The sequence below is a fragment of the Streptomyces sp. NPDC102467 genome (genome assembly GCF_044765445.1).
In the GTDB taxonomy this organism is placed as follows: Bacteria; Actinomycetota; Actinomycetes; order Streptomycetales; family Streptomycetaceae; genus Streptomyces.
In genome coordinates, this window is record NZ_JBIWKA010000014.1 from 1 (window position 1) to 23,392 (window position 23,392).

The 23,392-nt window shown below is 70.9% G+C and carries 18 protein-coding genes; 7 read left to right on the forward strand and 11 right to left on the reverse strand.

What is annotated here, in order from left to right; all coding sequences use genetic code 11:
- Positions 1-276: 276 nt before the first annotated feature.
- Positions 277-1,161: a helix-turn-helix transcriptional regulator gene (locus ACIREE_RS27870; protein WP_404157704.1), complete on the reverse strand. Its 885-nt coding sequence runs from the start codon at positions 1,159-1,161 to the stop codon at positions 277-279.
- A 100-nt stretch (positions 1,162-1,261) separates the two neighbouring features.
- Between ACIREE_RS27870 and ACIREE_RS27875 the strand changes: the two genes are divergently transcribed.
- A complete protein-coding gene (locus tag ACIREE_RS27875; protein WP_404157706.1) occupies positions 1,262-2,044 on the forward strand; it encodes an NAD(P)H-dependent oxidoreductase in 783 nt (260 codons plus the stop codon).
- Positions 2,045-2,144: 100 nt separating this feature from the next.
- Here ACIREE_RS27875 and ACIREE_RS27880 read toward each other — a convergent pair whose 3' ends face one another.
- On the reverse strand, positions 2,145-2,267 hold the full coding sequence (locus tag ACIREE_RS27880; RefSeq protein WP_404157709.1) for a hypothetical protein: 123 nt from the start codon (positions 2,265-2,267) through the stop codon (positions 2,145-2,147).
- Between the two features lie 22 nt (positions 2,268-2,289).
- Between ACIREE_RS27880 and ACIREE_RS27885 the strand changes: the two genes are divergently transcribed.
- On the forward strand, positions 2,290-3,141 hold the full coding sequence (locus ACIREE_RS27885; RefSeq protein ID WP_404157711.1) for a haloalkane dehalogenase: 852 nt from the start codon (positions 2,290-2,292) through the stop codon (positions 3,139-3,141).
- Entirely contained in the window at positions 3,138-4,064 is a 927-nt protein-coding gene (locus tag ACIREE_RS27890) for an RNA polymerase sigma factor (protein WP_404157714.1), read from the forward strand. Before ACIREE_RS27885 ends, ACIREE_RS27890 begins: the two co-directional genes overlap by 4 nt.
- On the opposite strand, the gene ACIREE_RS27895 is transcribed toward ACIREE_RS27890, so the two are convergent.
- On the reverse strand, positions 4,053-5,156 hold the full coding sequence (locus ACIREE_RS27895) for a tyrosine-protein phosphatase (protein ID WP_404157717.1): 1,104 nt from the start codon (positions 5,154-5,156) through the stop codon (positions 4,053-4,055). The genes ACIREE_RS27890 and ACIREE_RS27895 overlap by 12 nt on opposite strands.
- A 270-nt stretch (positions 5,157-5,426) precedes the next feature.
- On the opposite strand from ACIREE_RS27895, the gene ACIREE_RS27900 reads away from it, so the two are divergent.
- A complete protein-coding gene (locus tag ACIREE_RS27900) occupies positions 5,427-6,548 on the forward strand; it encodes an ADP-ribosylglycohydrolase family protein (protein ID WP_404157720.1) in 1,122 nt (373 codons plus the stop codon).
- Positions 6,549-7,172: 624 nt separating this feature from the next.
- Here ACIREE_RS27900 and ACIREE_RS27905 read toward each other — a convergent pair.
- The gene (locus tag ACIREE_RS27905) at positions 7,173-8,741 is read right to left on the reverse strand and encodes a sodium:solute symporter family protein (RefSeq protein WP_404157723.1); all 1,569 of its coding nucleotides are present in this window, start codon (positions 8,739-8,741) and stop codon (positions 7,173-7,175) included.
- A gap of 326 nt (positions 8,742-9,067) precedes the next feature.
- A complete protein-coding gene (locus ACIREE_RS27910; RefSeq protein WP_404157726.1) occupies positions 9,068-9,862 on the reverse strand; it encodes an SDR family oxidoreductase in 795 nt (264 codons plus the stop codon).
- A 115-nt stretch (positions 9,863-9,977) separates the two neighbouring features.
- Here ACIREE_RS27910 and ACIREE_RS27915 point away from each other — a divergent pair, with 115 nt between their 5' ends.
- Entirely contained in the window at positions 9,978-10,862 is an 885-nt protein-coding gene (locus ACIREE_RS27915) for a hypothetical protein (protein WP_404157729.1), read from the forward strand.
- Positions 10,863-11,056: 194 nt separating this feature from the next.
- Here ACIREE_RS27915 and ACIREE_RS27920 read toward each other — a convergent pair whose 3' ends face one another.
- From ACIREE_RS27920 to ACIREE_RS27930, 3 genes are all read right to left on the reverse strand, one after another.
- Positions 11,057-11,257: a DUF397 domain-containing protein gene (locus ACIREE_RS27920; RefSeq protein WP_404157732.1), complete on the reverse strand. Its 201-nt coding sequence runs from the start codon at positions 11,255-11,257 to the stop codon at positions 11,057-11,059.
- Positions 11,258-11,528: 271 nt separating this feature from the next.
- On the reverse strand, positions 11,529-12,386 hold the full coding sequence (locus ACIREE_RS27925; RefSeq protein ID WP_404157735.1) for a helix-turn-helix domain-containing protein: 858 nt from the start codon (positions 12,384-12,386) through the stop codon (positions 11,529-11,531).
- 402 nt (positions 12,387-12,788) lie between these two features.
- Positions 12,789-13,526, reverse strand: coding sequence for a GPP34 family phosphoprotein (locus tag ACIREE_RS27930; RefSeq protein WP_404157738.1), 738 nt, complete (start codon positions 13,524-13,526; stop codon positions 12,789-12,791).
- A gap of 214 nt (positions 13,527-13,740) precedes the next feature.
- On the opposite strand from ACIREE_RS27930, the gene ACIREE_RS27935 reads away from it, so the two are divergent.
- Entirely contained in the window at positions 13,741-16,479 is a 2,739-nt protein-coding gene (locus ACIREE_RS27935; RefSeq protein ID WP_404157741.1) for a D-alanyl-D-alanine carboxypeptidase, read from the forward strand.
- A 133-nt stretch (positions 16,480-16,612) separates the two neighbouring features.
- A complete protein-coding gene (locus tag ACIREE_RS27940; protein ID WP_404157744.1) occupies positions 16,613-18,463 on the forward strand; it encodes an MFS transporter in 1,851 nt (616 codons plus the stop codon).
- A gap of 27 nt (positions 18,464-18,490) precedes the next feature.
- On the opposite strand, the gene ACIREE_RS27945 is transcribed toward ACIREE_RS27940, so the two are convergent.
- Genes ACIREE_RS27945 through ACIREE_RS27955 form a run of 3 tightly spaced genes read right to left on the reverse strand, consistent with a single transcriptional unit; the run spans position 18,491 to position 23,228 of the window.
- The gene (locus ACIREE_RS27945; protein WP_404157747.1) at positions 18,491-19,819 is read right to left on the reverse strand and encodes an alpha-glucoside ABC transporter substrate-binding protein; all 1,329 of its coding nucleotides are present in this window, start codon (positions 19,817-19,819) and stop codon (positions 18,491-18,493) included.
- Positions 19,816-20,973: a hypothetical protein gene (locus ACIREE_RS27950; RefSeq protein WP_404157750.1), complete on the reverse strand. Its 1,158-nt coding sequence runs from the start codon at positions 20,971-20,973 to the stop codon at positions 19,816-19,818. Before ACIREE_RS27950 ends, ACIREE_RS27945 begins: the two co-directional genes overlap by 4 nt.
- Positions 20,970-23,228, reverse strand: coding sequence for a tetratricopeptide repeat protein (locus ACIREE_RS27955; protein WP_404157752.1), 2,259 nt, complete (start codon positions 23,226-23,228; stop codon positions 20,970-20,972). Before ACIREE_RS27955 ends, ACIREE_RS27950 begins: the two co-directional genes overlap by 4 nt.
- Between the last annotated feature and the right edge of the window lie 164 nt (positions 23,229-23,392).

A 23,392-nucleotide genomic window follows, 5' to 3' on the forward strand; every position in this document is an offset into this window, starting at 1 on the left:
CTGCACACCTACAATCACCACCGCGGACACACCGCGCTGAAAGGCCAACCACCCGTCAGCCGCGTCCCCAACCTCACGGGTCAATACACCTAGGTCTGGGCTGACGGGCGGGCGTACCGGTGGTGGTACGCCCGCCTCTACGGGCCCGGTCCCCCTTCGGGCACGCGAGAAGAACCGCTTCCGCTGCAGAACTGCGACGAGTGCGACCGGGCGTTCCGGGTGGCCGGGCCCGGGGAGTGCCGGGACCGCTCCGCGACGGCGCCGGCCGCGTGAGTGTCAAGGCAGCTGTGGCGTCGGGACGCTCGTGCCGGGGGCGGTCAGCGGCAGGCGCGTCAGTGCTTTCGCCTCGGGGCCGGTCGGGTCGGCTCGGAAGATGTGGACCACCAGGGCCATCTCGCCCGGCTCCGCCGGAATGTGCAGGGTTTCGAAGTCGAGGTCGAGGGGGCCCGTCGCCGGGTGGCGGAGTTGTTTGCGGCCCGCTGTGCACATCACCACCTCGCCCGTCGCCCACAGCGCTCGGAACTCGGCGCTGTGCGCGCTCAGTTCGGCGATGAGAGCGGTGAGGGCCGCGTCGCCGGGGTAGCGCGCCGCCGAGACCCGGAGCTGGCCCACCGCCTCCGCCGCGCGGGTCTCCCACGCGGGGTGCAGGGCGCGGGCCGCCGGGTCCAGGAAGAGGAAGCGGGCGTTGTTGGGGTCCCGCCGTGACGGGTCGCCGAGGCCGCCCATCAGCTCCGCGCCCAGCGCGTTCCAGGCCACCACGTCCAGCCGGTGGTTGGTGACGAACGCCGGGAACAGGGCGGGGGAGAGGGCGTCCAGGACGGACCGGACCAACGGGCTGACCTCTGCCGTGGGCGGCGGGGCCGTGCGGCCGGTGGCCAGCGTCGTCAGGTGGGCGCGCTCCGCCGTGTCGAGGCCCAGGGCCGTCGCCAGCGCGTTCAGGATCTCCGGGGAGGGCTGGGTCGCGCGGCCCTGTTCCAGGCGGACGAGGTAGTCGACGCTGATCCCGGCCAGCTGCGCCAGCTCCTCGCGGCGCAGCCCGGCGACCCGTCGCCTGGCCCCGCCGTTGATACCCGCGCTGATACCGGCGCGCTCCGGCGTGACACGACCCCTGCGCGCCCGCAGGAACGCGCCCAGGTCCCGCCCGTCGTCCCCCATGCTCATGATGTCCAGTATGCGGGGAGGACCGGCAGTACCAGGATTGCAGGTCCGGTGGTCGAAGAGGGTGCTGGCTGGTCGTTCGTGGGCGGGAGAACGTGGCCGTATGGATACGCGGAAGCAGAAGGTCCTCGTTGTCAGCGCCCACCCCGAACCCCGTTCTCTCAACGCCTCGTTGACCGACTTCGCCGTCGAGCGGCTGCGCGCCGCCGGACACGAGGTGCGGGTCAGCGACCTGTACGCGATGAAGTGGAAGGCGACCACCGACGCCGACGACTACCCCGGTCTGGACGCCGGGGCGCGGCTGCACGTGATGGGGGCCTCCGAGCGGGACACCCTCGCCGGGCGGCTCACCGCGGACGTCGTCGCCGAGCAGGAGAAGCTGCGGTGGGCGGACGCCGTCGTGTTCCAGTTCCCGCTGTGGTGGTTCGGGGTGCCCGCGATCCTCAAGGGGTGGATCGACCGGGTGTTCACGGCCGGGTTCGCGTACGGGCCCGAGGTCGCGCCTCCGTACAGCCACGGGCCGCTCGCCGGACGGCGGGCGCTGGTGTCGGTGACGTACGGGGCGCGGCCGGGCGCGTTCTCCGACCGCGGGATCCACGGGCCGCTCGCCGACGTGCTGTTCCCCGTGCAGCACGGACTGCTCTGGTTCACGGGCATCGCGCCACTCGAACCGTTCGCCGTGTCCGGCGCGCACGAGGTGCCCGAGGCGCGGTTCACCGAGATCCGGGAGGTGTACGGGCGACGGCTCGACGCCCTCTTCACCGAGCAGCCGGTGCCGTTCCGGACGCTCACCGGCGGGGACTACGACCATGAGATGCGGCTGGTCGAGGGGCGGGAGGACGCGGGTGCGGACGGGTTCGCTCTGCATGAGCGCGGGCTCGGCTGAGAAAGTTGCCCGTGCCGTGTCACAGGCGGGTGCTTCCCTGTGTCCAATCCGAGTGAAGGCCCCGGGAGAGTCCGGGACCACCGCATCTCTCGGAGGGCACTCACATGTCGGCCAGCACCAGCACCAGCACCAGCACCAGCACCAGCACCAGCACCAGCACCAGCACCAGCACCAGCACCAGCACCAGCACCAGCACCAGCAGTATTGGTACCAGCAGTAGCACCGTTCCGGTTCTTGGCTCCTTTATGTCTCATCGGGAGACCGGTACCGGTGGTGGCCCCGCCGTCGTGTTCCTGCACGGCAATCCCACCTCCTCCCACCTGTGGCGCGGCGTCGTCCCGTACGTCGCCGGCCAGGCACGCACCCTCGCCCCCGACCTCATCGGCATGGGCGCCTCGGGCAAGCCCGACATCGGCTACCGGTTCGCCGACCACGCCCGCTACCTCGACGCCTGGATCGACGCGGCCGGACTCGGCGACGTCGTGTTCGTCGGGCACGACTGGGGCGGCGCCCTCGCCATGGACTACGCGGCGCGGCACCCCGGGCGGGTGCGCGGGCTCGCCCTCGTCGAGACCTTCCTGAGGCCACTGAGCTGGGCCGAACTGCCGCCACTCGGGCAGGAGTTGTTCCGCGGATTCCGTACGCCGGGCCGGGGTGAGGAGATGATTCTGCGGGACAACATGTTCATCGAGTTCAACCTGCCGCACGGCACCGCCCGCCTGTCCGCCGAGGATCACGACGTGTACCGCGCGCCGTACCCGACCGAGGCCTCCCGCAAGCCGCTCCTCGTGTGGCCCCGCGAGATCCCCTTCGACGGCGAACCCGCCGACGTGCATGCGCGCATGGAGGCGTACGGGGCGTGGCTGGCCTCCCAGGAGTCCGCCTCCGTGCCGAAGTTGGTCATGCACGGCACGGACGGGGCGGGCATGGGGTCCGCCGGGGTCGTGGCCTGGGCCCGGGAGACCTTCACCAACGTCGAGACCGCCGACATCGGTGTCGCCGGGCACCACGCACCCGAGGACCAGCCGGACGCGATCGGTACCGCCGTCTCCGACTGGCTGCGGCGGCACGACGACATGCTGACACTGTCCGTATGAGCGAGGAGCGGATGCGTAGCGATGTTGATGTCGGTGGTGGTGCCGGTGGTGCCGGTGGCGGGGGTGGTGAAGTGTTGGACGCCGAGCGGGAGTTGGTTGCCCGTGCCGTCTCCGGTGACAAGGACGCCCTGGAGGATGTCGTGCGGCGCGTCCAGGACCCGCTGTACCGGCTCGCCCTGCGGATGACCTGGCGGCCGGCCGACGCCGAGGACGCCGCCCAGGAGATTCTGATCCGCGTCGTCACCGGGCTCGCCACCTGGCGGGCCGAGGCGCGGCTGCTCACCTGGGCGTACCGGATCGGCGTCAATCACCTCCTGAACCTCAAGCGCCGCACGTCCCAGGAAGCGGCCGGGCTGAGCCTGGACGCGTTCGGGGAGGGACTGGTCGACGGGCTCGCCCCGGTTGCCTACGCGGGGCCCGACGCCGAGTTGCTCGCACGTGAGGTGCGGCTCACCTGCACCCAGGCCATGCTCCAGTGCCTGGAGCGCGGCGAACGCGTCGCTTATGTTCTGGGCGAGGTCTTCGAGCTGCCGTCGCCCGAGGCCGCCTGGGTGCTCGATGTCTCACCGGCCGCCTACCGCAAGCGACTTGAACGGGCGCGGACGCGGTTGCGCACCTTCATGGACGCCACGTGCGGGCTCGCGAACCCGGCCGCGCCGTGCCGCTGCGCGCGCCGGGTGGCGCCCGCGGTGGCCGCAGGCCGGGTCGATCCGCGCCGCCCCGCCCTCGCGTCGCACCCGGTCAGTCCGGGCGGCCGCGATCTCGCCCGCGCCTCGGCCCAGATGGGCCGGCTGCACGACGCGGCGACCGTGCTCCGCTCGCACCCGGATTACGCGGCGCCCCGGGCCCGGTCGGAGGTGGTGCTGGGGTTGCTGGGCTCGGGGCGGTTCCCCTTGTTGTCGGACGAGCACTCAGACCAGTAGGTCTCGCTTCAGACGCGCGATGTCCTGGGCGTCCAGGTGCAGTGCCTTCGCTTCGTACGCGTTGAACGACCCGAATGTCTTCTTGATCTCGTCGAATCCCGAGTTCAGGTACTCCGCGCGCACGTCGAGCATCGGCTTGTACACCTTCGCCTGCTCCGGCGGCATCGCGGCGAGCGTCGCCGCGTTGGCCTCGGCCCGGTAGTCGTTGGAAGCCAGGTAGTCGGCCATGACGGTCGCGCGGGGCACCCCGAGGGCCGTGAGCAGGGCGGCGTTCGCCCAGCCCGTGCGGTCCTTGCCCGCCGTGCAGTGGAACAGGTCGCCGCCGCCGTCCACGATGCCCGCCATCACCGTCCGGTAGGCCGCCTCCGCGGAGTCCGAGCTCACCATGGCCTTCTCGCCCTGGACCATCATCTCGGCCGCGCCCGCCTCGGACGTCGGCAGCTGGAAGACCGGGCTGTCGTCGCCGAGGACGTTCGCGACGACGTACGACGTGCCGGCCGGGACCTTGTCCGGCGCCGCGGCGCGCTCGCTCGTCGTCCGCAGGTCGTAGTCCGTGCCGATGCCGAGGCGCTTCAGCTTCGCCAGGTCGGCGGCGGTCAGCTTGTCCAGGGCGTCCGAACGGTAGACCTTGCCCATCTTCACCCAGTGGCCGTCCGTCGTCCGGTAGCCGCCCGCGTCACGGAAGTTGACCGCGCCGTCGAGCTTCACGAGACGGTCCGCGAGGTGCAGGCCCCGCCCGTGGTCGGGCACCAGGTCGAACCACTGACGGTCGACGCCCGCCGCGAGACCGGTGACCGTGAGTTCGCCCGTCGAGCCGCCGTGCGCCACCGTGCGGGCGCCCGCCTTGATGGTGACGTGCCGTACGCCCGGCGCCTTCCACGTGATCTTGTACGTTCCTGGCGTCGCTGTCGCCGTGATCCTCGCCTGCGTGAAGGGGATGCGGGGGGTGGGGGTGTGGTCGGTGTGGCTGCTATGGCTTGGGTGGCTGGTGTGGGCCGAGGCGGCCGGGGCTGCCAGGCCGATGAAGAGCGTGGCGGCCGACAGGGCGCAGAAGGGTAGTGCGGTGGCCCTTACACGAGTCATGTGCGTCATGAGACGGATGTTTCGGGCCTCAGGGGGGCGGGGTGCTACGCCCGGGTGAACGGTGGGCGAACCCGGGAGGAGGACGTGGGGGCGGGTGCCCGGCCCTGCCTGTACACCTTCGCGAATTGGGCAAATGCGGTCCGAACCGGCCTCAAGGGCTACTCCTCACATACCAGTTGAGGTCGCATGAGTAACGCAAGCGAACGTTCCCGGTCGCGCTCGGTCGATTACAGTGCTGCGAGTTGGAGGGGGTCGGAGGGGCCGGAGGGAAGGGAACCCATGGGCGCACCGGTTGCCGCTGCGGCCGTCTGGGGCCGCGTCGAGCAGCAGGACTTTCGCAGCCGTGTGCGCGGCACGCTGCTCGGAGCCGCGCTGGGCGACACCCTTGGCGCTCCGCTCACCGACCTCACGCTCGACGAGATCCAGGACGCGCACGGTGCCGCGGGGCTCACCCAGCTCGCGCCCTCGTACGGCCGCACCGGAGCGGTGACAGCGGCGACACAGCTCGCGCTGTTCACCGTCGACGGGCTCATCCGCGCGCAGGTGCGCCGCGACACCGGTGCCTGGCATCCGCCCACCGATGTGCATCGGGCCTATCTGCGGTGGGCCGCGACCCAGCGTGACTGGGGGCCCGACGAGCGGCGCAAGGAGGACGGGTGGCTGGCGCGCGAGGAGTGGCTGTACTCGCGGCGTGGCGCCTCCCAGGTCTGTCTGCTGGGGCTCGGCAACGACGTCATGGGCACCATGGACAAGCCCAAGAATCCGGACGCGGTCGGGGCGGAGGCGGTGACGCGGTCGGCGCCGTTCGGGCTCCTCGTCGGGTGGGAGCCGCAGCTCGTGCTGCAGTTGGCCGTCGAGTGCGCCGTCCATACGCACGGCGCTCCGGAGGCCTATCTGGCCGCGGGCGCGTACGCCGTGATCGTGCACGCCCTGGCGCGGGGCGACTCGCTGGATGCGGCTGTGCAGCGCACGCTGGTGCTGCTGGCGGCGCGGCCTGGGCATCTGCCGGTCGTGGAGGCGCTGAAGCATGCGGTGGGGGCTGTGCGGCAGGGGATGCCGAGTGCGGCGCGCGTCGGTGAACTCGTCGATGACGGTGGGGCGGTGGGGGCGCTTGCCGCAGCCGTGTACTGCTCGCTGGTCGGTGAGGACATTCGGCACGGGCTGGGGCTCGCCGTCCACCACGATGGGCCTTCGGCGGAGGTCGGGGCGTTGTGCGGGGGGTTGCTCGGGGCGCTGCACGGGGAGACGGCGTTGCCGCCCGCGTGGGTGGCGGAGCTGGAGGGGCGGGCGACGATCCTGGAACTCGCGGACGACTTCGCCATGGAGATGACGCAAGGGGCGGCGCTGCACGGGCCCGGGGCCTCGTCGCCGGGGTGGCTGGCGCGGTATCCGCGGGCCTGAACGGCGTTGGGGTGGGGCCGTGTCCGCATAGGCGGTCCTCCGCTGCGTTTGCGCCCTGTTTCGTGGGTGGGGCGGGGCCGTGTCGGGGTGCCTCCTCGGCCGGATCGGTCTCCACCCCTGATTGCGCCATGGGCGGTCATCCGGCGCTGAGTTCCCGCGGTGTCCTGCGGGGGCACCCCGACACGTCCCCTCCCGTCGCATTGCGTGCGCGGACCGGTGGGGCCTTGGGGTTTTCGGGTGCGCCGCCGTCGGGCGGCCCTATCGCCCCGCCCCGCCGACTGCCGTCGCTACCGTGCCGCCCCGCCGTCGGCTCCGCCACCCCAGCTGCCCCCGCATTGGTCAATCTGCCTCCCCCAGACTCCGTCCGGGGGGACCCCCAGGGCGGCAGGGCGGGCAAGGCGGCACCCCAGCGCCGGGGCACCGTGAAAGCAGGCCCCCGCGAAAGCACCGATACGGCACCCACAGTGCCGGGCGCACCGTGCAAGCAGGCCTGCACGGAAACACCGGTGCGTCCCCCCAGCGCTGGGGGACCAGGTAAGCAGGCCCCGCGAAAGCGACGCGCCCCGCCCCGGGCCACCGTTCAAGTAGGCCCGAGGCAGGGCGCGTTCGACTCAAGTGGCGGAGCTACAGGCGCTGGACGTCGTCCTGCGCTGCTGCCGGCGACGGCACCGCCGCGGGGGCCGTGCCGGGGCCGTCGTCGTCCGTGTTGAGGCGCTCGATGAGAGCGTCCCGCTCAGGCGTGTCCTCCGGCTTGACGAAGCCGATGACGATGTAGAGGACGAGCGAGACGGCCAGCGGGATCGAGACCTGGTACTGGAGCGGTACGCCGCCCTCTACGTTCCAGCTGATCGGGTAGTTGACCAGCCAGAAGGCGAGCAGGCCCATCGACCAGCTGGTGAGCGCCGCGGTCGGTCCGGATTTGCGGAAGGTGCGGAGCAGACCCAGCATCATCGGGATCGCGATCGGGCCCATGAGACCGGCGACCCACTTGATGACGACCGTGATGATGTCCTTGAAGGTGGGCGAGTTGACCTGTGTGGCCACCGCCATGGACAGGCCCAGGAAGATCACCGTGGTGAGGCGTGCTGCGAGCAGGCCCTTGTTGCCGACCCATTGCTCTTTTGCCTTCTTCGAGAGCGCGGGGGCCACGTCACGGGTGAAGACGGCGGCGATCGCGTTCGCGTCGGAGGAGCACATGGCCATCGTGTGCGAGAAGAATCCGACGATGACGAGGCCCAGCAGGCCGTGCGGGAGGAGCTGTTCCGTCATCAGGCCGTAGGAGTCGGAGCCGTCCGGCTTCTGTGCGTGCACCAGCAGCGGCGATACCCACATGGGGAAGAAGAGGACCACCGGCCAGACCAGCCACAGGATGGCCGAGAGGCGGGCCGAGCGCGTGGCCTCGCGGGCGCTGCCCGTGGCCATGTAGCGCTGGGCCTGGTTCAGCATGCCGCCGTTGTACTCGAAGAGCTTGATGAAGAGGAAGGCGAGCAGGAAGACCGTGCCGTAGGGGCCCACCAGCGGCTTGCCGTGGCCTGCCAGTTCCGGTTCGTCCCAGACTCCGAAGATGCCGCCGAACGGGCCCAGCTTGGAGACCACCGCGATGAACATCGCTACGCCCGCGATGAGCTGGATGATGAACTGGCCCAGTTCGGTCAGCGCGTCCGCCCACAGGCCACCGATGGTGCAGTAGACCGCCGTGATCACGCCGGTGATCAGGATGCCCTGGTTGATCGAGATGCCGGTGAAGACCGCGAGCAGAGTGGCGATCGCGGCCCATTTGGCGGCCACGTCCACGATCTTCAGGAGCATGCCCGACCAGGCGAGCGCCTGCTGAGTACCCAGGTTGTAGCGGTTCTTGAGGTATTCGAGCGGTGATGCCACGTGCAGGCGCGAGCGCAGCCTGTTGATCCGTGGCGCGAACAGCTTCGCGCCGATCGCGATGCCCAACGCGATCGGGAAGGACCAGGTGACGAAGGACGTCACGCCGTACGTGTACGCGATGCCCGCGTAGCCGGTGAACATCACCGCGCTGTAGCCGGACATGTGGTGCGAGATGCCGGAAAGCCACCAGGGCATCTTGCCGCCGGCCGTGAAGAAGTCGGAGACGTTGTCCACACGTTTGTGGGACCAGACGCCGATCGCGACCATGATGCCGAAATAGCCGATGAGCACGGCCCAGTCGAGACTGTTCATGTGCCCCCTCCAGGGGTCCGCCTTGTGAACGTTGCGGCTCTTCGTCAGTACGTCCGTTCCAGCGGGCGCCCCCGTGCGGGAGTGGGGACTTCCGGGATTGAACCGCTTGTTCGGTGGGCCGGTCAAGGGCTTCGGTGGTCACGGATGTGAACCGAGATCAGCAAGTCGAACGATTTTGCATTTTCGTTACCGGGTGGGGAGTTGTCGTGAACGTGACCCCGGCCACACCATGAGCGGGCACTTCGTCAGTAGCCGCACATACGCGAACGACCGCACGGGATGCGGGTCCCGTGCGGTCGCGTGAAGCAGAGAGGGGGGTGCGCGTGTCAGCGCATCAACTCACCGGCGTTCACCAGTAGTTGCTGGCCCGTGATGGCGCGGGCCCGGTCCGACGCCAGGAACGCAGCCGCGTCCGCCACATCGCCGTCGGTGGCGAGCTCCGGCAGTGCCATCCGCTCGGTGAGCCTCGCCAGCACCTCGTCCTCCGGTACTCCTTCGGTGTGCGCGGTGAACTGGACGTAGGCCTGCACCGGCGGGCCCCACATCCAGCCCGGCAGCACCGTGTTGACCCTGATCCGGTGCGGTCCGAGTTCGCGCGCCATCGAGTACATCGCACTCGTCAGCGCCCCCTTCGACGCCGCGTAGGCCGCCTGCCACACCTGCGACGGGGCGGCCACCGCCGATTGCGTCCCGATGATGACGACCGAGCCGCCGCGCTCCTTGAGGGCCGGCAGGCAGGCCCGGGTCATCCGTAGGGTGCCGAGCAGGTTCACGTCGAGGACCTGGCTCCAGGTCTCGAAGTCGGCGTCCTCCAGGCCCCCGAAGTAGCTGTCCCACGCGGCGACATGGACCACCGCGTCCACCCCGCCGAACCGCTCCCGCGCGAGCGCCGCGAGAGCCTCGCACTGCCCCTCGTCGCCGATGTCGGTCGACCGGTACGCCGTCCGGGCGCCCTCGGGGTCCAACTCGGCCGCGCACTTGGCGAGATGGGACTCCGTGCGCGCCCCGAGCACCGCGTTGCCGCCGTCGCGCAGTACGGCCGCCGCCACCTGGTGGCCGAGCCCGGCGCCGACCCCCGAGACGATCACGGTCTTTCCGGCGAGCAGCTCACCATTCCCCATTGGGGGCCTCCCGAGTCTGGCCATCTACCTGACGGGGCGTCAGAGTATGGGCGGCATCGGGACTTTGGAAGGCTCGCGTGGCTTCGGGTCGGCCTCGGGCGGAAGGGGAGTGGCAATGGAGAGCGATACGGCGAGTGGTGCAGGGAGTGGTGCGGGGAGTGGCTCCGGTACTCGTAGTGAGACGTATGCGGAACTGGCGGCCCTCGGCCCGTACGGGGTGCGCCCGGGGCACGCTCTGATCACCATGGTCGAACCGCACCCGGGGCACGAGTACGCGTACAACCGCTGGTACGAGGACGATCACTACTACGCCGGCGCGATGGCCATGCCCTGGATGTACGCGGGGCGGCGCTGGGTCGCCACCCGCGACCTCCAACTGCTGCGCTACCCCGAGAAGTCGGCGGTCGCCGAACCCGTCACGGCAGGCTGCTACCTCTCGACGTACTGGGTCACCGAGGGGCGCTACGACGACCACATGAAGTGGACCGTCGGCATCAACAAGCGGCTGAACCGCGACGGCCGCGTCTACCAGGACCGCACCCACGTCTTCACGGCGTTCCAGGACCACGAGGCGACCGTCTACCGGGACGGGGCCGCGGGCCCGCGCGACTATCACGCCCTCGACCACCCGTACGCGGGGCTCGTGGTGGAGGTCATCGACGTCGAATCGGCCGAGCGGCGTGCCGAGCTGCTGGAGTGGCTGCGGTCACGTCATCTGCCGAGGGCACTGGCCGGTTCACCGGCCGCGCTGGTCACGGCCTTCCGGCCCACGCCGCTTCCCGGCGACCGGATGACGTACGTGAGACAGGTGGAAGGCGTCGACACCCGGCTGACGCTGCTGTGGTTCCTGGAGGCGGATCCGCGCGAGTGCTGGCAGGAGCATTTCGCGGGGCTCGGGGAGCAGGTGGCGGGGGCGGGCCTCGGGGCGCGGGTGGAGCTCATGGCACCGTTCGTCCCGACGGTGCCGGGGACCGATCGCTATGTGGATCAATTGCGTTGAGCGAACGTGCGAACGCGCGAAGGCGGGAGGGTGCGAACGGGCGAGTGAGGGGTGGGCGGGCAAGGCCGAGCCCCCTCGGCCGGGACGGCGGGCCAGTCGAGAGGGCTCCTACTGTGGTGCTCTGGTGCTGTGGTGCGTAATACGTGTTGCGTGGTGCGTGGTGGTGCATATGTGATTGTTGTGCCGTTCTTCGGTCAGAACGAACCCGTGCTCACCTCGTGCACGAACGCATTCCAGGTCGCGGGGCCGAAGCCGATCGACGGGCCCTGTACGACCTTCGAGTCCCGTACCGCGATCGCGAGCGGCTGGGGCGACTTGACCTCTACACACGCGCCGTTCCCTGTGGAATACGAGGACTTGGTCCATGATTCCGTGGCGCCCTGCTGAATTGCCATGTTTGCTCCGCTTTAGCCAGTGGTCGAATTTCAGCCCCGCCTGGAGGTCCAGAGCGGTTCTCGCCAACGATGTTGTCCTGATGGCGTGATCGACGCTACTCGCCAAATTGGGTGCGTGAAGCGGGCATTCACCCGACCGGATGGCATATTCCATTGGGGTCTTCCATTCCTCCGAGGCGAAGGTGTACCGTGCGGCGCCTTTGCCTCGGAGGCACGGAATCCGGGGGAAACGGAGCGGAATCCAGCCTTCCGGAGATCGTCGCGGAGGGCGTCAGTGCGCGTACTCCTTGGCGATCTCCGAGATGTACTGTCGGGATTGCTCCACATTCAAGGCTTGTGCCCGCAAATGTTCGTACATGACGCTGTATTTCTGGACGTCATTCGCTTTCTCCAGGTACAGGTCGCTCGTGACACCCTCGATGTAGACCACGCTGGAATCCGCCGCGTCGGGGAACTCCAGGATCGCGTACTGCCCGTTGAGCCCCGGATGTGCGCCCATCTCGAACGGGATGACCTGCACGGTCACATGCGGCAGCGTGGACTGCTCCACCAGGTGCTCCAGCTGCTCCCGCATGATGTTCTTGCCGCCGACGAGCCGGCGCAGCGCCGCCTCGTCGAGCACGGTCCACAGGCGCAGGGGGTTGTCCGGCGCCTGGATGCGCTCCTGGCGGCGCATCCGGACCTGGACACGCTTCTCGATGTCCTGCGGAGTCGTCTCCGGCAGCGCGCCGTTGATGAGCGCCTCCGCGTAGCCACGGGTCTGCAGCAGACCGGGCACGACCTGCGGATCGTAGACGCGCAGGCTCGCGGCGTCGGTCTCCAGACCGATGTAGACGCTGTACGGGATGTCGCCGAAGGAGTGCCACCAGCCCTGCTGGCGCGAGTCCTTGGCCATTTGCATCAGCGAGTCCACTATGCGGTGGTCCTCGACCTCGTACACGCCGCACAGGTCGCGTACGTCGCGCTGGCTGATGCTGCGCCGCCCGTTCTCCAGGCGGCTGATTTTCGACTGCGAGACCAGCAGGCGCTCGGCGACCTCCTCGGCGGTCATGCCCTTGAGCTCTCGGAGCCGACGCAGCTCCTGGCCCAACCGGCGTCGCCTGACGGTGGGATTGACGTTGGACGCCACGGGGCGTGCACCTCCGGCTGCGTGCATCTTTTGTGCGTTGTGTATCTGCTGCTCAGCAGATTGCCACTCCGGGGCTTCCTGCCGCTGGGAAATGGCGGATATGTGCGTGGTACCCAGCACAAACGCGACCGCGCGGGGCGATGGCCGGGGTCGTCGTCCGGACGTCCGGTCCCTCGCCCCGCGCGGTACAGCGGCTCCCGAACCGGGTCTTGGGGACTGCGGTGCGGCGCTGTTGCGGGTGCTTTTTCAGATGCTGCGTGTGCTGCGGGTGGTGCATGCGCTGCGGAATGGTGCGTTGTGCAGCGCGTGGTGCCCTGAACTGCGTGTGGTGCGGCTGTGCGTGGTGCTCGTGCGGCCCGGGTGCTGCCTGTGGCGCCGGTGGTGCTCTGGTGCCCGCCGTGCCTAATGGGCCACGGCGCGCGCCATGGAACCGTGCCGTGGCTGCATCGGAACGCCCCTGGCGGGCTCCGGTGCCGGCCGGCCCGTCGGGATGGCGGGCGAACGGCGTGGCTGAGCGGCCACCCCGTTCTGGACGTCCATCACGGCGTGCGCCACGAGGCCGCCCATCGGGTCGTGCCTGATCAGGTCCCGTAGCCGGGATCGGGACGACCGTCCCTCGTTGCCCGGATACAGGTGCTTGCCGAGACCGACCGCATGGGCCAGCGCGGCGAGCGCCGCGGTCCGTGGGTCCGGCGGAACGCCGGTACGGATCGCTGAATCCAGCCGGGACCTGATCTCCCGGCTGATTGCCGTGTCCGTCGCCTGATAGCGAGTCGTCGGCAGTACCCCGCACATCTGGCCCGCCACGGCATGCACCATGCCGCACCGCTCCAGGTGCGAGAGGTAGGTCTGGCGCAGCCCGAGACGCGGCCCGCCAATCCAGTGGACCGCCCGCACAGGAGCGCCGCGCCTTCGCAGCAACTCCAACGCGCAGTCCAGAGTCGGATCTCCGGTCGGCCGTGGTGCCACCACGGCGATACGATCCCCGTCTGGGGCTATCCGTCCGGCCAGCGCCAGCTCTACTAGCTGTGCTCCGGCCAGACCTAGGTCGAGCGACTGCGGCTGTGCGGTGGTACCCGTGGTCGGGTCCAGCGCCAGCAGCAGAAGCTCCTCCGGAAGTGTTCTGCGGCTCCTGCCCATCCATGCCTCCCCGCGTGGATGAATGACAGGGTGACCCCTCTCACATTGGTCTGTCGAGAGTGCGTGGTTGCTTTGGACGGGAACCAGTAGGTATGTCGTTCTCGTCTACCACGGGGGTTAAGCCCCCACACAGGACACTGGTACATGGTTCGGACAGGGCCGGACAGGCATCGGCCTGTCCGGCGCTCAGTGGTTAGCGGTCGAGGAGGCATCGGTGGCGGGGACCCCGGACAGGTCGGGCGAAGAGCAGAAGGCGTCGGGCGGCCCGGCCCGGGACGAGCAGGACCCGCGCCTCGCGGTGGCGCGGGAGACTCCGTCGCGGTCGGGCGTGGATCAGGCGACGGCGGTGTTCTCGGTCCGTGACGTCGCCGAGACGGACTCCGGTTCCGGGAACGGGTCCGGAAACGGTTCCGCTGCCGCGGAGGAGGCGGGTTCCGGAAACGGTTCCGCTCCCGCGGAGGAGGCCGGTTCCGGAAACGGTTCCGCTCCCGCGGAGGAGGCCGAGGACGCGCCTTCCGCCTCCGCGGAGGAGCCCGGGGACGCTCGGCTGAGGAACGCGGTGGCGGCGTGGGTGACGTCGGCCGCGGCCGCCGGGGCCGAGGCCAGGGGCGAGACGGGCGCTGCGGGGGCCGAGGCGGCCCCGAGCGCGGACGTGGAGCCGGCATCGGATGCCGAGGGCACTGCCGCCGCCGCGGACGCCTCCAAGGGCGCTGACGCGGACGCAGAGCCGAGGCCCGGCGCGGGCCGCGCTGCCACGCCGGAGCCGGGCACCGACGCCGAGCCGCAAGCCGAGCCGGCCGATGTCGTACCGGAGGCGACCGCTGCGGATGCCGCGGCAGCCGCAGCAGCCGCAGCAGCCTCCACGGATGGCGCTGCCAAGCCGGGCGCCCACGAGGACGCCGACGCCGAGCCGCAGGCTGAGCCGGGCGATGTCGTACCGGAGGCGGCCGCTGCGGCTGCCCCCACGGGTGCTGAAGCCGAGCCGAAGGCCGGTGCCGCCGCCAACGACGATGCCAAGCCGGGCGCCCCCGAGGACGCCGATGCCGAGCCGGAGGCGGAGCCGGCGGTAGGCGCCGAAACGAAGCCGAAGCCGGATACCGACGCAGAGCCGAAGGCCGAGCCGGCCGATGCCGCGCCGGACGCGGCCGTCGCCGCTGCCCCCACGGGCGGCGCTGAAGCCAAGCCGAAGGCTGGTGCCGACGCCCGCGCCGAAGCCAAGCCGGACGCCCCCAAGGACGCCGGCACCAAGGCGAAAGCCGACGCCGCTCCCAAGGACGCCGGCACCAAGGCGAAAGCCGATGCCGCCCCCAAGGGCGCCGGCGCCGACGGGCCCGTCGATCAGCCCACCGCCGTGTTCAAGGCCGTCGCACCCCCGGTCGACCAGCCGACGACCATGCTGAAGTCCCCGGGTGCAAAGCCTGCAAAGCCTGCAAATCCTGCAAAGGATGCCAAGGACGCAAAGGGCACAGCGGCAGCGAAGAGCACAGCGGCAGCGAACGGCGCGGCGTCCGTCAAGGGCGGGAAGCCGGAGACCGAGGCCGAGCGGACCAGTAAGTTCGTGCCGCTCAAGGGACTCGACAGCGCGGCCGCGCCCGGCACCGGCAAACCGGCGGAGCCCCCGGTCGCGGAGCGGACCACGCAGCAGCCGTTGCCGCCGAAGCCGCCGCTGGACCTGCTCGCCGAGCTGACCAACACGCCGCCGCCCCCGGAGACCCGCGTCCGCACCACGGTGCGCCGCGTCAAGGTCTGGACGCCGCTGGTACTGCTCCTCATCGTGGTCTTTGCAGTCGTACAGGCCGTGCGCCCGCTGCCGACGCCCACGCTCCAGCTCACCGCGCAGGAGTCCGTCTCCTTCGACGGCGGCAAGCCGTCGGTCCCGTGGCCCGGCCAGGGCCAGGCGGCGATGGACGTGAACGGCATCGGTACGTTCGGCACGTCCGGCGACCAGAAGCCCGTACCGATCGCCAGTATCGCCAAGGTCATGACGGTCTATCTGATCCTGCGCGACCACCCGTTGAAGACCGGCGAGAAGGGTCCGAAGATCCCGGTCGACGCGGCGGCGCAGAAGCACTACGAGACCGGCAAGGCCGAGAACGAGTCGGTCGTGAAGGTCACCGAAGGGCAGCAGATCAGCGAGTACGAGGCGCTGCAGGCGGTCATGCTGCCGTCGGCGAACAACATCGCCAAGCTGCTGGCCCGCTGGGACACCGGAGAATCCTCCGAGGACACGTTCGTCGACAAGATGAACAAGACCGCCAAGGAGCTGGGGATGAAGAACACCACCTACACGGACCCCAGCGGCCTCGACAAGACGACCGTCTCCACCGCCGAGGATCTCGTGAAGCTCGGCCGCGCCGCGATGGAGAACCCGGTCTTCAAGGACGTCTCCAGCCAGCCCAGTTACGTGGACCTCAACGGGGACAAGCAGAACAACTTCTTCGGGCTCGTCCCCACCGTCGCCATCGGCATCAAGACCGGCACCACCACCGCGGCGGGCGGCAACATCCTCTTCGCCGCGGAGAAGAAGGTCGGCGGCAAGACCCAGACGATCATCGGCGCGGCTCTCGGCCAGTACGGACGCAACGGCACGGCCAACATCGACGAGGTCACCGGTGTGGTCCGCAAGCTGATCGAGTCGGGGCAGAGCGCGCTCACCGCCAAGAAGATCGTCACGAAGGGCGACGTCGTCGGCCAGGTCGACGACGGTATGGGCGGCACCACCCCGGTCGTCGCCACGAAGGACGTCACCGCCGTCGGCTGGTCGGGGCTGACCGTCAGGCTGAAGCTCGGTGAGAAGAAGGGCGAGACGCCTCCGCACGCGGCCAAGGCCGGCACCGAGGTGGGTGTGCTCAGCGTCGGTGACGGCAAGAACGACGCCGTCGAGGTCCCCGTAGCGCTGCAGAAGGACCTCGCCGAGCCCGGGTTCGGAGCGAAAATCAAGCGCGTCGGATAGCGCGTTCGCGGGAGGCTGGAGCCACCGGTCTCCCGCGGCGCCCGTACCGGGCGCCCGTGCTAGCGTCGCGAGACCGGGGCAGGACCGGGCGTTCCCTCGGTCGCTAACGACGGTACGTACGGGAGTGTCAGTAGTGGCCACAGCGGAGCCGACGCGCGCCGACGACGACGCCGAGCCGGGTGGCGGGCGCGGACGAATACGGGTGCAGGACCGACCGCCGCAGGACCGGGATCCGGGCCCCGACGGGAACGGCGGCGCGTCCTCCTGGGCGGCGCGTGCCGAGCGGCACCCCGTCATCGTCGTCACCGCCGTCGCCGCGGTGCTGCACATCATCTGGTTCTTCACGTTCGCGAACAGCGGCGGCGACCTCGCGGCGCAGGACGCCTGGGCCGAGTTCGTGGGCCGGCACCCCGACTCCGCGTACAACCTCGCCTGGTACGGCGGCATGCACCCGGTCTCGTACAGCGTGGTCTCGCCGTATCTGATGGCCGTGCTCGGTGTCCGTACGACGATGATGATCGCGGGCACCGTCTCCGCCGCCCTGCTGACCCTCATCCTGATCCGTACGCGGATCGTCGCGAAGCCGCTGTGGCCCGCGCTCGCCGGTGTGTTCGCGCTGCTGTGCAACGCCGCGTCGGGCCGTGTCACCTTCGGGCTCGGCATGATGTTCGGGCTCGCGGCGGCCGCGGCCGTGTTCTGCTGGCCGTACCGCTGGCGCTACAAGCGGTGGGCGAAGGCGGTCGTCGCCGCGCCGCTCGCCGGGATCGCGACGGCCTGTTCACCGGTCGCGGGACTCTTCGTCGGACTCGTCGCCGTCGCGCTCTTCCTCCAGAAGCGGCGGCCCGGCGCGTACGCGCTCGGGATCGCGCCCGCCGTCGTGGTCGGGCTCTCGGCGTGGCTGTTCCCGTTCTCCGGGACCCAGCCGATGTCGTTCTGGTCGGCGCTGCTGCCGATGGTCTACGGCGCCCTCATCTGCTGGCTCGCCCCCAGGGAGTGGCTGACTGTCCGGATCACCTCCGCCGTCTACACCCTGTCCGTGCTGCTCGTGTGGCTGATCAGCTCGCAGATCGGCTCCAACATCACGCGCCTGCCGATGCTGTTCGCGGGCGTCGCGCTGCTCGCCGTCCTGCCGTTCACCGTGCCGCGCTCGCGCAAGTGGTATGTGACGGTCGTCGCCTTCGTCGGGCTGAACGGCTGGGTCGGGTTCAAGTCCGTCGACGATGTCGTGCATACGACTCCGGCCGCCTCCTGGGCCCGTGAACTCGCCCCGCTCGTCAACGAACTCCAGCAGGTCAAGGCCGAGCGCGGCCGCGTCGAGGTGGTGCCCGCGCGCTCGCACCGGGAGGCGTCCGCGCTCGCCCCGTACGTGAACCTGGCCCGCGGCTGGACCCGGCAGGCCGACATGAAGCGCAACCCGCTCTTCTACGACGACACGCTCAACTCGGCGAACTACCACGAGTGGCTGAAGCGCTGGGCCGTGCACTACGTCGTGCTCCCCAAGGGCGAACCGGACGGGACCGGCGGCGAGCGCGAGCGGGAGCTGGTGCAGCGCGGGCTGCCGTACCTCAAGCAGGTCTGGGGCGACGCCAATTGGCAGCTGTTCGCCGTCACCGACGCGGCGCCGATGGCCGAGCCGAACGCGACGGTGGACGCCGCAGAGCAGGCCGAGTTGACCATCGAGGTGACGAAGCCGGGCCGGGTCCGCATCCGCGTCCCGTACTCGCCGTGGCTGGCCGTCGTCGACGCGGAAGGCAAGGCGCTTCAGGCCCCGCAGGAGACCGAGGCGTCGCAGCGGGCGCGGGAGAGCGACGAGGCGTCGCCGAAGCGGTACGAGAACGTGCACGGGTGCCTGTTCGAGACGGAGGAGGACGCCTCCGGCGACAAGTGGACGGAGCTGGTCGCTCCGCGGGCCGGCACGTATCACCTGGCGGCGCCCTATAAATGGTGGTCGCGGGGGACGCCCTGCCCGGAGGAGTTGCAGTAGCCCCGCGGCGTGCGGAGGAGACGGCGGCTATCTGCAGATGTCCGTCGGGGGGCGGATGCCCTTCGGCGTCTCCGTTCCCGCCACCTCCGTGCGTACCGTGTCCAGCTGGCCCAGCAGCTTGCGCAGCGTGGCGTCGTCCGGTGAGCGGAAGTACTGCAGGACGGCGCGGTAGAACGCGTCGCGCAGCACCGGCGGCATCACGTCCGACGCGTCGAGGCAGAGCTTGTTCCTGCTGTCGGTGAGGTAATGGGCGATCTCCTGCGCCGCCGCGTTGTCGTCGGGCTCCGGATCGGTCGCGTCGGGGAAGAACGGGCGCAGGTGCGGACGCGCCGCGTTCCTCCACTGCTTGCGGCCGTCCTCGCTGGTCAGGCGCTTCACCAGCTCCTGCGCGCCGGGGTTGTCGGTGAGTACGGCGGCCATGTCGCCCGACACCTCGAAGGCGTTCTTGTACGCGGCGGAACCCTTCAGGAACCGGGCCGCCGGCTCCACCCGGATGTCGCTGCGTGACGCGTACACGAACCGGACGAACGACCCCTGGTGCTCGTACGTGCAGCCGGGCAGCGAACCGCCGAGCAGGCCGCGCGGGTCCCCGCTCGGACGCTTGGGGTCGGCGGTGCCCCAGAACGACATGGTCAAGGAGCGCTCCACCGCCGCCTGGGAGGCGGCCGGGGAACGGAAGCCGCCCGCCGCGAGCAGCCGCGCCCAGGTGGTGAACGCCCGCGTCACCTTGGGGGAGTCCCAGCTGAGCTGCCCGGTCGCCCACCGCGTGTACGTGTCCGGGCCCGCCTGGTGCAGCAGGATGTCCTCGACCCAGTCGGTGCCCGGCCACCCGGATGTGGCCTGCGCCGCCATGCCCACGCACCATTTCGGGGCGGTGTCGGAGGCGTCGGCTCTGCTCCACATCAGGCTCTTCAGGTCGACCTTGAGCGGCACCCAGTATGTGCGGCGTCTGCCGTCGACCATGAGGGTGGGGGACCAGGGCGCGTAGGCGCGTTCGGCGGTGGACGGGTCGAGGGGCTTCAGCTTGTTCTGGATCGCGTACTCGGTGAGTTCGCCGATGCTGCTGAGGATGGCCACGTCCGGTGGCGCGTCGGCGGCGAGTTGCGCGATGAGGGTCTCGCGCAGCGAGCGGGTGCCCTTGTAGACGTACGTGTGCCCGGAGCCGCGGGACAGATCGCGCAGGACGCTCTCGAACGCGGCGCCCTCGGGGCCGGTCCACGGGCCGAGCACGACGACCGGGGAGCCGCCGCCGGACGAGCAGCCACCGCTGAGTGCGGCCAGGCCCAACAGGCAGGCGGCCAGGAGGAGTTGCAGGACGCGTCGCATGCGGGTGAGCTTCGTGCGGGGGCTTCTCATGAGGCGCCTCCGCCGCGGCCGACCACGAGGTACTCCCGCCGGTACGCGTGCAGTGTGCCGCCCATGACCCCGGCGGCCGCCAGGCCGAGCGGTGCGAGCCAGTCGGCGACCTCCCCCACGTCCCCGAACTGCCCGCGCCGCACGGTGTGTTCCATGCGCGCCGTCGCCGGGTGGATCGCCGCGTCGCTGGGTGAGTCCAGCGGGTTGTCCTCGATGGTGACCTCCGTGTCGGGCGACGCCTGGTCCGCCAGCACATGTGCGTACGGCACGGTGTCGCGCTGCGCCTGCCACGCCCGCACCCCGTCGGCGACGGCCCACGGCACCAGGAGCAGCGGCAGCGCCGCGGCGAGCAGCGGCACGCTCGCCCGGATCCGCATCCGGCGGTGCAGGAAGACGAGGGTGCGCCACAGGCCCACCGTCAGCAGGGTGAAGGCCACCAGCGAGACGGCGGCGGCCGCCAGCACACCCGGGCCGAGTGCGGAGCGGTCGGCCAGGCGGTGGCGGAGATCGCGCTCGAGGGCGGCGATCCGGTCGACGACGGTCGTGGCGTCGACGCCCCGCGCGGCCCCGCACGCCGGGTAGGGCGCGTCCCGGCGCGTGGTCGGCCCGGTGGTGGTCTGCGAGCACAGCATGCTCTGCGCGTACGCGAGTCCGGCCTTGCGCAGCGACTGGTTGCCGACGTTCGTCCTGGCCCAGGCGATCCACTCCTCGTAGCCGTCGATGAGTCCGGAGATGACGTCGAGTTCCTGGCGCTGCGCCTCGCCGAACGCGCCGCCGCGGGAGAGCCGGGCGATGTCCTGGGCGGCGGCGCCGGTACGGGCGGCGTAGCGGGGGCCGAGGCCGGAGAGTTCGACGGCGCGGCCCGCGTCGAGACTGACCTCGGCCTCCCGCTGGGCGATCCGCAGTGAGATCCTCGCGTCGGCCAAGTCGCCCAGAGCGGGGACGAGTTGCGTGCGCACGTACGTCGAGTCGGCGCGGACGTCCGCGTAGGCCCAGCCGAACGTGGCGAAGGCGACGGCCGTCAGCAGCGGCAGTGCGATCAGCCGGTCGCGCAGGTAGACCCGGTTGCGGGTGCGGCCGGGCGGCGGCCACAGCAGGCGGCGCAGGACGGACAGCCACGGGGGCGGCACCGGGTGGCGCGGCAGTGGCCTCACCCGTTCCGCCTCAGCAGAGGGCCGAGCAGGGCGGTCAGCGAAGGCCGGTGCCGTTGGTGGCGCAGTGCCAGCGGGCGGACGAAGTAGGCGCGGTCCAGCAGGCGTTCGGTGATCCCGTTGCCGTGCGGAAGGTCCGCGGAGCGGGCGGCCTGGCGGGCGAGGAAGAGGTAGAAGCGGGACAGGTCGCTGCCCAACTCCCGTTCCTGGGAGGGGAAGGCGAGCCGGGCGCCGGCGTCGCGCGCCTCGCTGTCACGGGCCGCCGCCTGCCGGGCCAGCTGCCCCAGCCCCTCGGCATCGATGATGCCGCCCGTCACGAGCTGCTGCGCCGCCTCCCACACCTCGGCCTTCATGCGGACCCTGGCCGGTTCGTCGGTGAGGCCGTGCTCGGTGAAGAGGCGGGCCAGGCGGTCCAGGACGACGCCCAGGGCTCTGGTGTCGGCGGCGTACTCGATGGCGATCCGGACCGTCGCGGTGCGCGCGGCCGTGCGGTGCCGGGAGTGCTGCGGCACCGCGTCCAGCGCCCTGATCGCCTTCGCCGACGCGTGCGGCTCGCCCAGGGCGAGCTGGGTCCGCGCGGCCCCGAAAGCGGCGCTGCCCAGCGAGGGATTGCGCAGCCTGACGGCCTCGTAGAGCGTGTGCGCCTCCTGGTGCCGGCCGAGGCGCTCGGCGCAGAGCCCGAGGGCGAGTTTGGGCGCGTACTCGCCGGGGATCGCGGCGTAGACCCGGTCGAAGTGGTCGCGGGCCGAGGCGACCTCGTCGCGGGCGAGCTCCAGGAGGCCGCGGTGCCAGTCGACGCGCCAGTCGTACTCCGCGCGCTCCGTGCCGATGGCGTCGATCGCGCCGCTCAGCTCTTCTCCCGCGAGGGACAGGCCGGCCGCGTCGAGGTCGGCGCGCAGGGCGACCCGGAGTCTCAACCGGCAGCGCAGCAGGTGCACTTCGGCGGACTCGTGCCAGCCGGCGGTGTTCTGCAGCAGCGCCGCCGGGTCGGCGTCGGCGAGACGGCTGAGCTCCGTGTGGTGGTCGTCGTGCGGATCGGGCCGGGGCACCGGGAGGCGGGCCGCGGCGTCGGCGGCGGCCGGCGGCTCGTGCAGCGGACCCGGAGGCCCCTCGCCGGGCGGGACGGCCCAGCGGGGAAGGGCGGGCGCGGTGCCGAGTCCGGCGTCGAGGGCGTACGGCGACTGGGTGAACAGCGGTGACGGCTCGAACGTCTCGTCCCCCGTGCGCAGGGACCGCAACTCCCGCCATACTCCGCGCAGTTGTGCCTCCATCTCGCGGGCGTCGGCGAACCGTGTGCCGGGCGTGGAGCGGGTGGCGCGGGCCAGCACCCGGGCCAGCGAGAGCCGGCCGAGGCCGACCGGCGGGAGCGTGGTCGTCAGCAGTGCGGCGTCGGCCGCCCGCTCGTCGTCCTCCCGCAGCCGGTCGAGCGCGCCGAGCTTCGCGAGGTCGGTGTGGTGCCGGCCGAGCCCGCACAGGACGCGCAGCGTCTCGCCGAGCCCGAACAGATCGTCCAGCGGCTCGCTCTCGCCGGACGGCTCCACGTTCGGGGCGCGGTACTCCTCCGTCGTCAGGCCCGGCGCGCCCGCGGGCCGGATCGAGCCGACGTCCACGACCTTGATGGCGGCGCCGTCGTGCATCACGTTCTGCGGCTTCAGGTCCCCGTAGACCAGGACAGCGGCCGCCGGCCGGGAGTGCAGATGGTCCAGGGCCGACAGGATCCGCACCCCGTACGCGAGGACGAACTCGTGGAAACGGGCGTCGCCGAACCGCCCGGGGGTGTGCTGCGCGAGCGCGCGCACCTCCTCCAGGTTCAGCCCGTCGACGTACGGCAGGACGAGGAAGTCGCCGACCGTCTCGTGGGTGCCGTAGTTGAAGACGGGGATGATGCCCTCGTGGTTGAGGTCGGCGAACGCCTGCCGTTCCTCCGCCAGCGCCTGGGACGCCGCGTAGGCGACTCGCTCGGAGCGCAGGGTCTTGACGGCGACCTCGCGGTTGTCGACCTTCTCGTCGAGCGCGAGATACACGTCGCCCATTCCGCCGAGCCCGAGCCGCCGCACCACCCGGTACTGCCCGGCGAGCAGTTCGCCCTCGGCCAGGCCGGGCAGGTCGTCCAGCGCGCCGCCGGCCACCGGTAAGCGGGGCCGTATCTCCGGCAGCGCCGTGACGTCGGCACCTTCCGGAGGCAGCACGACATCGGCGTCACGCGGCGCGATCGACAGCGGCATGACGAACAGCGGTCCCGAGGAGTCCCCCTCCATGGCGACCCAGAATAGGTGCGGGGGGCTGATATTCGACCCCGTACGGACTGTGCGGATTCGACTACAACTCGGTTACAGGAGAGCTGTGTTGGTAAAGGGAGGTCCAGAGGGGGAGGCGAGGACGGCGGCGCGGGGAACGGCGGAGGTGCCGGGACGGGCGGGGG

Coding starts and splice junctions, on each gene's coding strand:
- ACIREE_RS27870 (WP_404157704.1), bottom strand. CDS start 1,161: ATGAGCATGGGGGACGACGGGCGGGACCTGGGCGCGTTCCTGCGGGCG.
- ACIREE_RS27875 (WP_404157706.1), top strand. CDS start 1,262: ATGGATACGCGGAAGCAGAAGGTCCTCGTTGTCAGCGCCCACCCCGAA.
- ACIREE_RS27885 (WP_404157711.1), top strand. CDS start 2,290: ATGTCTCATCGGGAGACCGGTACCGGTGGTGGCCCCGCCGTCGTGTTC.
- ACIREE_RS27890 (WP_404157714.1), top strand. CDS start 3,138: ATGAGCGAGGAGCGGATGCGTAGCGATGTTGATGTCGGTGGTGGTGCC.
- ACIREE_RS27895 (WP_404157717.1), bottom strand. CDS start 5,156: ATGACGCACATGACTCGTGTAAGGGCCACCGCACTACCCTTCTGCGCC.
- ACIREE_RS27900 (WP_404157720.1), top strand. CDS start 5,427: ATGGGCGCACCGGTTGCCGCTGCGGCCGTCTGGGGCCGCGTCGAGCAG.
- ACIREE_RS27905 (WP_404157723.1), bottom strand. CDS start 8,741: ATGAACAGTCTCGACTGGGCCGTGCTCATCGGCTATTTCGGCATCATG.
- ACIREE_RS27910 (WP_404157726.1), bottom strand. CDS start 9,862: ATGGGGAATGGTGAGCTGCTCGCCGGAAAGACCGTGATCGTCTCGGGG.
- ACIREE_RS27915 (WP_404157729.1), top strand. CDS start 9,978: ATGGAGAGCGATACGGCGAGTGGTGCAGGGAGTGGTGCGGGGAGTGGC.
- ACIREE_RS27920 (WP_404157732.1), bottom strand. CDS start 11,257: ATGGCAATTCAGCAGGGCGCCACGGAATCATGGACCAAGTCCTCGTAT.
- ACIREE_RS27930 (WP_404157738.1), bottom strand. CDS start 13,526: ATGGGCAGGAGCCGCAGAACACTTCCGGAGGAGCTTCTGCTGCTGGCG.
- ACIREE_RS27945 (WP_404157747.1), bottom strand. CDS start 19,819: ATGAGAAGCCCCCGCACGAAGCTCACCCGCATGCGACGCGTCCTGCAA.
- ACIREE_RS27955 (WP_404157752.1), bottom strand. CDS start 23,228: ATGGAGGGGGACTCCTCGGGACCGCTGTTCGTCATGCCGCTGTCGATC.